Below are 13,100 nucleotides of genomic sequence, written 5' to 3'. Positions count from 1 at the left end.
TTGCCTCCCTCCTCTGGGGCCGTCTCCCTGGGCTCGAGCGGATGCTTACGTTGCAGGGGCGGCGTTGCCGGAGCCCCATGCACGAGACCGATGAGGGGCGAGCCCTGCGCAGGGCTCGCGAGAGTGCATTCCGGTCGATGACAAACCTGTTGGGTCAGGTGATTTGCCACCAAGGACGGTCTCCGGCTTGCGCTGCTCAGTACCCTTGGTTCCTCAGCAGCGCCTGCTGAAGGCTCATTCCCTCACGCGTCAAGGTGCAGCGATCCTCCTGGAAATCCATCACGGCCACGGCCGACCGCGTCCTCTTGCCCCCCCCCGTCTTGAACCGCCCGGGGCACTCCTTCTGAATCTCCTCCAACCCCCGCCCATCCCTCGTCCGCGCCAGGCACACCGCACCCTCCGGTCCCCACGCCGCCTCGAAGGTTGCCCTCTTAGGATCCCACTTATCCGAGGCATCCACGGTCTTCTGCTTCAAATTCATCACGTCATACAGGTCAATGATGGTTCCCTCTGTCGTATGGGGGGTTCCATTGCCGCAGTAGTCCGCTCGCGCCATCCTCGTGCACGCTTGGTGAAGAGACGCCAGCGACTGGCCTTGTTCAACTGCCCACGGCTTGTAACCCCAGTCTATGCACTTGGCGATGACTCCTTTCTCGCATGCCAGCGTCAGCTGGCCCTCCTTTTCAAGGCGCGCTCCGCTGCCGTCCCACACCCCGTTGACGGCCAGCGCTCGCGGCTTCTTCTTGTCTTCGATGGCCAGGCACGGGTTCTCCCACACCTGCGCCACAGGGTTCCACGCCTCTATCCAGTACCACGTCATCCCCTGCTCTTGCCCATCCTCCGCTCCGCAGATGGCCACCTCCACCCCCTGCCCCTCAGTGGATCTGCCCTGAAGCACTCGGCCCACATCCGCCTTGCTCAACGAGGCGGCGTCCACCGAGACCAACACGCTTTTGTGCTCGTCTGGAGGCACATCTTTGTGCTCGTCTGGAGGCACATCTGCCCACGAACTCCGCATGCCCCACAGCAGTGGACCCTGGGGCCTCAGTTCCTTAGGCATATTCACCTTCGTCCCCTGGCACCGCCGCGCGTAGCGCTCGGCCTTGCTCGACCCGGCCGCAGAGCTAGAAGAGGAGACGGCGCCTCCCATAGCGAGAGCGGATGAAGCCAGCAGTAAGCTCAGTACGCTGAGCAGTGGCTTGTTCGACACATTCATGATCCCACCTCGTCGTTCTTGGGTCGCGACCGGAGCCGCCCTTCGTCATGGAGGACCAGACGCGCAACCAGGTTATGCAGATCAATTACCGCATCCGCTGCGCCACTCTACGCCCCGGCATTTCCAGCGATGCAGAAAGCTCAGCGGTTATCGGGGAAGGGGGCACACACGCGCACACCAATCCTGACGTCACGTTCCGTGGGCTCACCGGACGCACGGTTGGCGGCTAGCGCGCCGAAGTCATCGTAATACCAGCCCCCACCGCGGAGGACCACGCTCCCAAGCTCTGGAGTGACGGGCTGCGCCAGTTCAAGCACGTTGCCAGCCATGTCGGCCAAGCCAAATGGGCTCGTCGAGGCTGGGAAGGAGCCGACCTCGTCCGGACCATATGCGCTGGCTTGCCTGCCATAGGTGGCGTCGATGTTGGCCTCGTCGGGCATCAGCTGGTCGCCATGGGGGTAGGCGCGCCCGTCTGCGCCGCGGGCGGCGCGCTCCCACTCGTGCTCAGTGCACAACCGCGCCCCAGGCAGGCGGCCCGAGCTGTTGAGCCAGGAGAAGTAGTCCGCCAGGTCATTGGCAGAGGCACCTGCTAGAGGAAAACGGCGCCAGTCCGAGGATTTGCGCTGCGTCCGGGCCAAGTGGTGGAACGTCTCCCGCTCTCGTGCCGTGAGGACATCGCCGTTTGAGCGGTGGAAGGAGTAAGTCCAGCCGGTGTCGGCTTGGTGGCGAAGCGAGACCCCGAACGCTCTCGTGAAGTTCGTCTTCTCAAGGAAATGCCGCGCCGGCGCGCCGAGGGGCAGCGAGTCGAGGTATACCAGCCAATCTCCGAACGTCACCTCCGTCCGTCCGATCACGTACCCCTCATTGAAACAGACGCGGTGAAGCGGCGAGCTGAATAAGAAGCGCCGCACCAACTCCGGTGCATCAGTGCCCAGCAGAGAGCAGCCGGGCGGGATGTAGACGTAGCCTTCTGGCACGGTGGCGGGGAGGACGAGACGGAGCTGCTCGCGGCTGCCGCGCGTGAGGAGCAGGGGCAGGGTGACGGGCGCGCGATCAGGCTGGGTGATGTGCAGGAGGTAGGAGCCCTCGGGGAGCCGCGCACCAGCCACGGGCGTCAGGCCAAGCTCTGGAAGGGGCTCTCGCCGCCACGCCCCATGGGGATTGGGCAGGTAGCGCTCGAGTTCGACACGCGCACCGGGGGGCTCGGTCACCAGCTCGAGTTCGGCTGGCGCGGAGAGCCGCTCTCGCCATGGCGCACCGTCCTCCATCTTCTCGATCAACCGCTCCAGCCGCTCCTGCAACTCGCGGCGCTCGGATCTCCGGTGGAACTCCTCGGCCAGGAGCAGGCGCGCATAGGTGAGCTCGGTGAGCTGCCGGAGTGCCTCCGCACGGTCATGCGTGCGTTCGAGCGCACGCTCCAGGGATTGGCTGGCGCTGGCTGCGGCCTCATTCGCCTCATCGAACAGGGCGAGCGCGTCAGCCCAGTGCTGGTTGGCGGCGCTCCAGGGATTCTCGACACCTGGCGCCCGGCCATCGAACAGCACGAGCGCCTCCTCGCGGCGCAACCGGGCCCTCTCACCCAGGGAGCGGCTCGAGGCGGACAGCTCCCGCGCCGTGGCGAGTTGACCGGCGACGAAGCGCTCATCTTCCAGGTACGCGCGCAGGCGAAGGCCGCCATAGAGGGCCGCGAGGCAGAGCACCACGAAGAGCGCGGCGAGGGGCAGGCCCCAGCGCTGGCGCCTTGAGGCGCGCCGGGAGGCGGCAAGGAAGGCCTGCTCGCGGTGGCCCAGGCTGGCGGGCTCGAGCAGGCGCACCTCATCCAGTTGCCGCTGCCCCCACAGGGCTTCCCTGGCGCGCTCCAGGCGTTCCCACTCAGCGCTCGCCGCCTCCACACGCTGGAGCGCCGCGCGGTGGCCAATGCTGTCATCCAGCAGGTTGCGCAGCGTGCCCCAGCTGACGATGAGCGAGTCGTGGACGAGCTCGTACCGGGTCTGGCTGCCTTCGGTATGGGCGTGGAGGAGCCGGCCGTCCAGGAGCGCCTGGAGGGCGGTGCGGGAGGAGGTATCCGCTCCCGAGGTGAGCTCCTCCTCGGTTCGCTGGTGGCGCGTGCCCTCGGCCGTCACCAGCCGGAGGAGGAGCCTGCGTGCCGCCGGCTGCTCGGCGGAGCCCAACCTCTGGAGCACCTCATCGCCGTGCCGCGACAGCGCTCCGGCCACCCCCCCCATCTCGCCCAGCGCCGCCAGGGTGATGCGGCCGCGTGCCGGGTCGCGCCGCTCCCACAGCTCCGCGAGCGCGAACTGGAGCAGGGGCAGGGTGCCCGCGCCGTCCTCCATGGAGGCGGTGAGGGCGCCGACCATCGCCTCGGACTCGAAGCTCACGCCCTGGCTGCGTGCCGGGCCCACGATGGCCTCGCGGAGCCCCTCGGGTAACAGGGGGCGGAGGATATAGAGCGCTCGCTCCGCCTCCTGCCCCAGGCCGGGCAGCGCGCTTACGCGCGTCAGGAAGTCGCCCCGGACCGCCATCAGCACGCGTACGCCCTCCGATGGCAGCGCGAGCTCGCCCAGCAGCGCGGCGAAGCGGGCGGCCTGCGCGGGCTCGGCCAGAGTGATCAGCTCCTCGAGCTGATCGACGAAGAGGAGCAGGCCGCGCCGCCCCGCGTAGGCCGCGCGCAGCGCCTGCCCGAGCCAAGGCGGCGAGTCCGTCAAGGCGGTGACGAGCTCCGGCTCCTGGCAGCCCAGCAGCGGCGCGAGGGCGGCGGCGAGCGCCTCGAGCGGCTGCCGGCCGGGCCAGAGCGTGACGGTGACAACCTCGCCGCGCTCGTCCAGGGCGCCAGCGGCCACCCGGGGCAGCACGCCCGCGCGGCACAGGGAGGACTTGCCCACGCCCGAGTCCCCGGCCACCAGCACCAGGGGCTGGCGGCGCAGGCGCTCCAGCACGGCGCGGATGTCCGCGTCCCGCCCGAAGAAGAGCGCCCGGTGCTCTGCCTCGAAGGGCGCTAGGCCTCGGTAGGGGTTGCCGGCCGCCAGCGGCGCGGGGGTGTGCAGCTGCTCGAGCCGCTCCAGGGCCTCGCAGAGCAGGCCGGCCGCGGCAAAGCGATGGGCGGGATCCGGGGCCAGGCAGCGCATGATGAGCGCGGCGAAATCCGGATCGATGCCGGACTCGGGCCCGATGGGAGGGGGCCACGGCTCCGGGGCCGCGGCGCCTGGCGGCTCCTCTGGGCGCGGGCGAGGCGGCGGGCCGCCCATGCACAGCGCATAGAGCGTCACCCCGAGCGCATAGACGTCGCTCTGAGGCGTACCGGGCAGACCCCGCCAGAGCTCGGGCGCCATGTAGGGCGGCGTCCCCAAGAGTGGAGGCGCGTCAGCCGGGCGCGGTGCCTCGCTCGCGCCAAAGCGCTCGGCCAGGCCGAAGTCGAGCAGCTTCACCACGCCCTCGTCGGTGAGCATGGCGTTGGCCGGCTTGACGTCCCGGTGGAGCACGCCGCGGTGATGGGCGCTCGCGAGCCCTCGGGCGAGCCCGAGGCCGAGGGAGAGCACGCGCCGCCAGGGCAGGGGCAGGGGCAGACGCGCGAGGCTGGTGCCGGAGACGTACTCCGAGACGATGTAGGGGTGCCCGTCCACCTCGCCCACGCGGAACACGCTAACGACGTTGGGGTGTTGCAGGCGGGCGATGGCGCGCGCCTCCGTCTCGAAGTAGGCGAGCACCGTGGGCCCCGGCTCCCTCGAGGCGATGAACTTCACCGCCACGGGCCGGCCCAGGGAGGTGTCCTGCGCGAGGTAGACGACGCCCATGCCCCCACGGCCGAGCAGACGCTCGAGGCGGAACTCGCCAAACTCTGCGGGGGGTGTCCAGGAGGGGCCATGCGCTGACGCCTCGGCGGTAGCCTTCGGGGCCAAGCCGGGCATCGTCTGGGAGACACCGCCGGGGGGCGCCTTCCCTTGGAGGCCGCCGCGAACGAGCTCGGCCATGAGGTGACGGCAGGCCTCACACGTGGCGGCGTGCTCGTGGGCGCGAGCCAGCTCATTGGCGGGGAGCCGCCCCTCGACTATTTCGACCAGGAGCTCGTCGGAGAGACAACCGAGCGCGTCCACGTGAGCCTCGCACGGCTTGGGCAGATGTATGGAACCAAGGGGGCGAAATCTTTCAACAGAGCCTCCTGAATTTCAGTGGGCTATAAGACGGGACATGGCACGCGCCTCAGAGCTCGTCGCGACGTTTCTAACACATGCGGGAGTGCGCGCTATTCCGCCCGCGGATGAGGCCGCGCTCGGCCCGCTCCTGGAGCACATATGGGAGACTGCGCGCGCGCAGTGGCCCGAGGTGGCGCTCGCTCCTGGGGCGTTCATCCGGTACTTGGCGGAACGGCTGCCCGAGGTGCCCCCAGGCAGCGCGCTCAAGCCTGTCCTCGATCAGCTCTCCCTGGCGGAGCTCTACCTGGCATGTGCCTGCGTGCAGGGTCTCCCAGAGGCCCTCGCGGCTTTCGAGCGCCATTACCTGGCAAGGCTGCCTGAGATGCTGAGGCCCCTGCGAAGGGATGCGGTGACCATCGACGAGATCTGCCAACAGGCGCGCGTGAAGCTCCTCCTCGGCACCCCTGAGGCCCCCCCCCGGCTCCAGAGCTACTCGGGACGAGGCGCGCTGGTGAGCTGGGTGCGGGTGTTGGCCCTACGCGTGGCCCTCAACCTGGCGGCCTCCGAGAAGCCCGCATCGGATGAGGGCGTGGCGGAGGTGCTCGAGTCCCTGCCTGCGCCGGCGGCCGACGTGGAGTTGAACCTCATCCATCAGCGCCATCGCGAGGAGTTTCGCCAGGCCCTTCGCGAGGCCTTCGCCGCGCTGCCTGAACGTGAGCGGCACCTGCTCCGGCTCCACATTGCGGATCAGCTGTCAACGACCGAGCTTGGAGAGCTGTTCCGAGTGAACCAATCCACGGCCTCCCGTTGGTTGAAGAGCGCGCGGCAGACTGTCTACGAGGAGACGAAACTCCGCCTGCAGGCGCGGCTAGGTCTCTCCACTGGCGAGTTCCAGAGCTTCCTGTCCGTCCTGGACAGTCAGCTGGACGTGAGCATGAGCCAGATTTTCGGAGAAGAGGATGGCTGAGCCGCAACGGCTAGCACCAAACGCCCTATGAGGCTCCTGTCCACGAGGCGCTCACCTATATCGAGAAGCACGGCGAGCGGATGCACTACGCTGAGGCCCGAGCGGCAGGACGGCCGCTATGGACCTCACCCTCGCTCCCCTGCGCGCTCAGGTACGACGGGCTGTGTGCATTGCATCAGACGAGCCAGTGAGCGCTTGCACGCCTGCCTTCAAGAATGAGGGGATGCTTCAGGATGGCTTGAGCAGAGCCTGATAGGCGCCTACGAACGGCTCGTACGCTCCCGGCAGGTTTCTCTCCGCGAAAAGCCTCTGCATAGTCTGTCCGCCGCTCTTGTCCTTACTTGTGGAGGGACACCTGAGCACCACGGTGGTGCCAGGTGGCACTCCCTCCATCACCAAGTCGGTCACGGAGTGGTGGGCAGAATGACAACCGCTACCAGTGAACGAATGTGCGCATCAGAACGGTAACGGTTCGGCGTTCTGGTGAAGTGCCATCCACCGGACCCATCCACGTACCCTGAGCACAGGTGCTCTGCGGTACTGAGGAGCAGTCATGTACAAGAAGATCGCCAGTGTTCCGCTGCTCGGTTTGATTCTCTCGCTCTCCGCTGGCATCGCCGCGGCGGGCGATGAAGAGCCCCTCGCGCAGACGGCATCGAAGCTGAACTGGGGGCCGTGGACCTGGACTAACGGTGCCACGCAGAAGTGTCTCGACAGTAACGACGGAGGGGCCGTCTACGCGCTGGTCTGCAACGGCGGCCCGTTTCAGAACTGGACGAACTCGAGTTTCTATTCTGGGGACCAGATCCGCAATCAGGCGACGGGCCGCTGCCTGGACAGCGCTCGCAATGGCAACGTCTACACGCTGCCCTGCAACGGTGGCCTCTACCAGCAGTGGATCGTGAGCCCCAATGGGCCTTTCGGGAGTACGTTCAGAAACGTGGCCACCGGGCGCTGTCTGGACAGCAATGGCAACGGTGACGTCTATACGCTGCCGTGCAACGGCGGAAACTTCCAGAACTGGTTTTGAGCATCCGCGCTGACGAGAAGGCGGAGCCTCGCTGCAGCGCTCCGCCCTCCCTCGTTGTGCCAGTCTACGCAGGCCCTCACTCCATGCGGCCCGGCCCGCAGCCCCAGGTACTTCAGCGTGCCCCGGAAGCGGCGGCTCGAACAGCGCGGGCGCGTACCGAGCCGTGTTCCGGATCGCCAGCACATGGAAGGCCACGTCGTAGTGCGAGCGCTCCAGCGGCGCCGGCGGCGGCAGGATGAAGTGCGCATGCCGGGTCGTCTCGTAAGGCCAAGGCGACCAAGAAGTAGCCAGCACGGACCGTCGACCGCGGCTCAGGCCGGCGCGGTCGACGGTCCAGATTTCTGCGGATCTGTGCGACCGCCTACACCGATGACATCGAACGCGGGCCGCGTGAACATGGCGCCGCCCTCGCGATCCAAATTGCCGCTCACCACGTTGAGCCTATAGGAAGTTCAGAGGCCCTTTGGCGGGGTGCAGCCCGGGGCCCAGGTGCGTGGGAGGGCAGTGGACCTGCCGGTACCGACCCGTCGGCAGTGGACCTGCCGGTACGAGCGCTGGGGGGTGTCCCCCCGCTGTGTCTCCCGACGGGCGGTTCCCCAGCAGAGTGTCCTCGGGCGAAGGACGAGCCCCACCCAGCGGCTCCTCCTCTTGCCCAGAGCCACCCTCTAGCCTTCTGTGCTCCTCACCTGAAGGAGGAGCACATGCGGGGCATCGCCGCAGTCTGTCTCTTGCTGATGGCCGTGCTCGTCGCGCCCGGTGCACACGCAGCTGGGGAGGCGGGCCAGGTGCGGGCCGTGATGGAGGCGGGCCTCTCCCAGGACACGGCGCTGGGCCAGCGGTGGGCGCCCCGCACCTCGTACAACGTGAGCCTGTGGGGCCTGAGCGAAGCAGGCCAGGGGGTGGGAGCGCGCTTGAGCGTGCTGCCCCCGGCCACCTCCTCGGGTGGGCCGTGGGAGCTGTCCACGGACACGGTGGTGCCAGTGAGCGCTTGCACGCCTGCCTTCAAGAATGAGGGGATGCTTCAGGATGGCTTGAGCAGAGCCTGATAGGCGCCTACGAACGGCTCGTACGCACCCGGCAGGTTTCTCTCCGCGAAAAGCCTCTGCATAGTCTGTCCGCCGCTCTTGTCCTTACTTGTGGAGGGACACCTGAGCACCACGGTGGTGCCAGGTGGCACTCCCTCCAGCACCAAGTCGGTCACGGAGTGGTGGGCAGAATGACAACCGCTACCAGTGAACGAATGTGCGCATCAGAACGGTAACGGTTCGGCGTTCTGGTGAAGTGCCATCCACCGGACCCATCCACGTACCCTGAGCACAGGTGCTCTGCGGTACTGAGGAGCAGTCATGTACAAGAAGATCGCCAGTGTTCCGCTGCTCGGTTTGATTCTCTCGCTCTCCGCTGGCATCGCCGCGGCGGGCGATGAGACGGGCGATGAAGAGCCCCTCGCGCAGACGGCATCGGAGCTGAACTGGGGGCCGTGGACCTGGACTAACGGTGCCACGCAGAAGTGTCTCGACAGTAACGACGGAGGGGCCGTCTACGCGCTGGTCTGCAACGGCGGCCTGTTTCAGAACTGGACGAACTCGAGTTTCTATTCCGGGGACCAGATCCGCAATCAGGCGACGGGCCGCTGCCTGGGCATCGGTTTCAATGGCAACGTCTACACGATGTCCTGCACCGGTGAAAACTACCAGCGGTGGATCGTGGGCCCCGGGCCTTTCGGGAGTACGTTGAGAAACGTGGCCACCGGACGCTGTCTGGACAGCAATGGCAACGGTGACGTCTATGCGCTGCCGTGCAACGGCGGAAACTTCCAGAACTGGCTTTGAGCATCCGCGCTGACGAGAAGGCGGAGCCTCGCCGCAGCGCTCCGCCCTCTCCCGTTGTGCCAGTCTACGCAGGCCCTCACTCCATGCGACCCGGTAGCGAAGCTGAGCTGGCCGCTGCCTGCGGAGTTGGACGAGGCCGCCTGCCACGAAGTAGGCCCGCCTGTCACCCCGCATTGGGGGCGGTGACAGACGGTGCTCGCCGGACGCATACGGCTTGACAGCGACCTGGCACCCCCTGGGCGCCAGACGCTCAGCCCCTGCCGCCGTGCGCTCGCCGAGTCACAGGAGCGCCCTGGAGGCGCCGAGCGCAGCGAGCCTGCCCTTGACGCGGGCGGGCGGTGGCTCGCCAATCCCGGAAATCCGGTCGACACATGACCCAGCTCCTGCGGATTCTCACGACCAGCCTGATAGGCGCCTACGAACGGCTCGTACGCTCCCGGCAGGTTTCTCTGCGAAAAGCCTCTGCATAGTCTGTCCGCCGCTCTTGTCCTTACTTGTGGAGGGACACCTGAGCACCACGGTGGTGCCAGGTGGCACTCCCTCCATCACCAAGTCGGTCACGGAGTGGTGGGCAGAATGACAACCGCTACCAGTGAACGAATACAAGAAGGGCAAGGAAACAGATATGAGTGGCACGATTCAGACGATTCGTACCCAGGCGCAGGAACTGCTCGCTCTGGCCCATGTGGATCCGGCCTTCAACCAGATGCTCCAGAAGCAGCCGGATCTGGCGCTCGCCGGGCTTCCCGAGGGCGTCACGTGCAGCACCGACGATGGGTGGAACTGCTCGTGGACCTGCAGGATCATCACGTTCTGGTGAACAAGCCCAGCCTCCCAGTTCGGCCCTTGAAGTATTTGCCATGACCCGGAGCGCGGACGGCAGCCTCACGAGCCGTCCGCGTCTCCATGAGTTGAGCGATCTCCGGAAGGAGTTGGACGCGTATGAACTCACCCTATTATTCGCTGCTCTCGGAAGCCTGTGCGCGGCAGACCCCTCTGGCTCGGTGGAAGCTGCAGCCCGCCTCGGGGCATCCGGCGACGTGGCTGCACGTCGAGCCCGAAGGTGCCTCGTGTCCGCAGCAGGGCTGGAAGCTCCATCTGTCCGCCAGCAGCACGTCCGCGGAACTGCTGCTGCGGAAGGCTCTGCCGGTGCTCATATGCGAAAGCGCATCCTTCAAGGTGGCGGCTTCCCCACAGGTGCTTCGGGAACTGAACGATGGGCTCGGAGGACTCAGCCAAGTCGGCAAATTCGTGACGATCTACCCGGAGAACGATGGACACGCTGTCCGGCTCGCCACACAGCTACATGAGGCTACTCGCGGACTGCCCGGGCCCGAGATCCCCTCGGACCGGGCACTCAAGCCAGACAGCCGTGTCTTCTACCGCTACGCCAGTTTCGGCAAGCGGCATCTGCAAACGCCCTTGGGCGAGCTGATGACGCTGCTGGAGGCGCCTGATGGCAGCCTCGTGCCAGATCGCAGACAGGCAGTCTATCACGTACCGGAATGGACTGTGGATCCCTTCCAGGCGGCAGGGGTGGCCTCCCAGATGCCTCCCACGACCCGGGTCGTGGCTGGCAGGTATGCACTCCTGGGCACCCTTTACCGTAGCTCTCGCAGCATGCTCTCACTGGCGATCGATCTGCAGGCCATGCGCCGGTGCGTGCTCAAGCAGGTAAGCCGCGCTGAGGAAGTGGGGCCCGCCCGGTTATGGCACGAGTATGAGGTGCTCCAATACCTCGCGCCCTCCCCTTGGGCTCCCATCCCTTACCAGTGCACTGAAGACGACCGGTGTGTCTATCTGGCAATGGAGGACATCGAGGGTGAGACGCTCTCGGAGCACGTCCAGGGGCTCGCAAGCCGGGGAGTCCTCCTCTCCGAGGCCCAGATCGCCGGCTTGGGGCTTCAACTTGCCGCCGCCCTGGACACCCTCCATGAGCGAGCGTTGGCCCATGGAGATCTGAAATCCAGCAACGTCCTCATAACCCCGGACGAGCGGGTCCGCCTGATTGACTTCGAGCTCGCCCACGGCCCCGAACTGGCGTGTCCCGTCGGAGCCGGACGGGGAACCCTGGGCTACATGTCGCCACGCCGGGTGGCTGGCGCGCCCGCGCTGCCCGCTGATGACATCTATGCTCTCGGCGCCCTGCTCTACTTCATGGCCACCGCCGCGGAGCCCTCGCTCAGTCCGGCGGGTTCCCTACTCGCAAGGCCCCTCTCGCTACTCACGAGAAAGAGCACGCGGGCCCTCGTTGCGCTGATCGCCCGTTGTCTGGAGCCCGCGCCCGAGCGCAGGTTCAGCTCTGTGCGAGAGGTTGCCCAAGCGCTGCAGGAAGTGGCAGCACCAACCTGCTCAGTCCTGGAGTTTTCACCGCGTCAGCAGCCGGCCGACGATGTTTCCCCTGCCGAAGGCACGCTTGCCCGACGCCTGGGGGATACCCTTGTTCACGAGGTCCAGCGAGATGCATCATCGGGTGCCCTGTTCTGGCACGACCCGCACGCCCCTGGCAGTATTGCTTCCCGAGACATCAACCTGGGCAGCGCGGGCATCCTGCTCACTCTGGCCGCCATGGTGGAGGCATGGGACGATGCTTCTCACCGTGCCGTTTTGGCCGAGGGCGCGCTCTGGCTGCAGCGTGCGCCAAGGCCAGAGGGCGCCGTCCACCCCGGGCTCTATGTGGGGGAGGCGGGGGTCGGGCTGGCCCTGCTTCGCGCGGGGCTGGCGCTGAAGGATTGGAGCCTCGTGCGGGCCGCCATCGAGCGGGGGGCCCTGGTGGCGGCGCAGCCCTGGACCTCACCGGATCTCTTCAATGGAACGGCGGGGCGCGCGCGCTTTCACCTCGAGCTATGGCAGGCAACGGGTGAAGCCACGCAGCGGCAGGCCGCGATCACTGCTGGCGACGTGCTGCTCCGCTGCGCGCAGCCCGTGGGCATGGGCGGACTCCAGTGGCCTATCCCCGAGGGGTATGAGGGGCTCAGTGGCAGCGTGTGCCTGGGCTACGCCCATGGCGCAGCGGGGATTGGAGATACCCTGCTGCACCTGTATGAGGCCACGGGCGATGAACGGTTCCTCGAGGGGGCGCGAGGCGCGGGGCGCTGGCTAAGAGAACAGGCGCAGCCCGCCCTCGATGATGGCTGCGGCAGAACCTGGCCGTCGGCGCCGGGACGTGCTCCGCATGCGGCGTTCTGGTGCCACGGGGCCGCGGGGATCGGAAAATTCTTCCTCAATGCCTCCCTGCTGCACCTGCTGCCCGAAGCGGGCACGCTCGCGGAGCAGTCCGCACTCACCGTGAGCCACGGGACGCGCTGGGCCAGCCCCGTTCAATGCCACGGCCTGGCTGGGAATATCGAGTTCCTACTGGACCTGTACCAGGTCACACGGCAACCGGCCCATCTTCATCAGGCCCGGCAACTCGCCCAGGCGCTTCGGGCCTTCTGCGTGGAGAAGGACGGCCACCTCTACTGCAGCGCCGAGATGCCCTTGTCCTTCAGCCCTGCTTATATGGTGGGCTACGCCGGGGTCGCGGCGTGTCTGCTGCGGCTTACCGAGCCGGAGCACCGACGCTCACTGCTGGACCTGCCCAGCCCCCTCGTGAGCCGATCCCTGCCACCCGTCCCGGGTGGTTCCTTAGTTCGAGTTTCGGTGCGCCAGGCAAAGCTTGGGTGAGGAGAAAGGGATGTAGAACGGAAACCTCACGAGTAACCCAGCAGGAGCGAGTCCTGCCCGGCAAAGGAGGCCACCAGCCGGAAGCGAGTCTTGCGTCCCTCAAGCAGGTGAGGAGGGTGCGAGCGTGGCACCCCAGGCAGCGGTCAGGAAGGAGCCGAAGAAGAAGCGGACGCCGGGAGTGGACTCTCGCGAAGCTGCTGCGCAGAACGTTCGCCTTGGATGTCTTCACCTGTGACGGGTGTGGAGGCAGGCGCCGAGT

At 67.0% G+C, this 13,100-nt stretch carries 8 protein-coding genes; 6 read left to right on the top strand and 2 right to left on the bottom strand.

The genetic code is table 11. The features are described from left to right. Positions 1 to 196: 196 nt before the first annotated feature. Both F0U63_RS10080 and F0U63_RS10075 read right to left on the bottom strand, forming a co-directional pair. Positions 197 to 1,216, bottom strand: a complete 1,020-nt coding sequence (locus F0U63_RS10080) for an ADYC domain-containing protein (RefSeq protein WP_395845678.1) — start codon at positions 1,214 to 1,216, stop codon at positions 197 to 199. Positions 1,217 to 1,356: 140 nt separating this feature from the next. Further along, on the bottom strand, positions 1,357 to 5,121 hold the full coding sequence (locus tag F0U63_RS10075) for a protein kinase (protein ID WP_395848349.1): 3,765 nt from the start codon (positions 5,119 to 5,121) through the stop codon (positions 1,357 to 1,359). Positions 5,122 to 5,401: 280 nt separating this feature from the next. Between F0U63_RS10075 and F0U63_RS10070 the strand changes: the two genes are divergently transcribed. The 6 genes from F0U63_RS10070 (at position 5,402) to lanL (ending at position 12,841) form a co-directional block, all read left to right on the top strand. Then, a complete protein-coding gene (locus F0U63_RS10070; protein WP_395845677.1) occupies positions 5,402 to 6,313 on the top strand; it encodes a sigma-70 family RNA polymerase sigma factor in 912 nt (303 codons plus the stop codon). Between the two features lie 553 nt (positions 6,314 to 6,866). Then, complete coding sequence (locus tag F0U63_RS10065; RefSeq protein ID WP_395845676.1) at positions 6,867 to 7,343, top strand: RICIN domain-containing protein; 477 nt, start codon at positions 6,867 to 6,869, stop codon at positions 7,341 to 7,343. Between the two features lie 701 nt (positions 7,344 to 8,044). Next, positions 8,045 to 8,389 carry a hypothetical protein gene (locus F0U63_RS10060; protein ID WP_395845675.1) on the top strand — a complete coding sequence of 115 codons (345 nt, stop codon included), beginning with the start codon at positions 8,045 to 8,047 and terminating at the stop codon, positions 8,387 to 8,389. A gap of 300 nt (positions 8,390 to 8,689) precedes the next feature. Then, positions 8,690 to 9,175 carry an RICIN domain-containing protein gene (locus tag F0U63_RS10055; RefSeq protein ID WP_395845674.1) on the top strand — a complete coding sequence of 162 codons (486 nt, stop codon included), beginning with the start codon at positions 8,690 to 8,692 and terminating at the stop codon, positions 9,173 to 9,175. Between the two features lie 625 nt (positions 9,176 to 9,800). After that, positions 9,801 to 9,995: a hypothetical protein gene (locus tag F0U63_RS10050; RefSeq protein WP_395845673.1), complete on the top strand. Its 195-nt coding sequence runs from the start codon at positions 9,801 to 9,803 to the stop codon at positions 9,993 to 9,995. Positions 9,996 to 10,117: 122 nt separating this feature from the next. Further along, the gene (gene lanL / locus F0U63_RS10045) at positions 10,118 to 12,841 is read left to right on the top strand and encodes a class IV lanthionine synthetase LanL (protein ID WP_395845672.1); all 2,724 of its coding nucleotides are present in this window, start codon (positions 10,118 to 10,120) and stop codon (positions 12,839 to 12,841) included. Positions 12,842 to 13,100: the final 259 nt, after the last annotated feature.

The organism is Cystobacter fuscus (assembly GCF_044360685.1).
Lineage (GTDB): Bacteria > Myxococcota > Myxococcia > Myxococcales > Myxococcaceae > Cystobacter > Cystobacter fuscus_C.
This window is presented reverse-complemented; position numbering and strand designations above follow the sequence as displayed.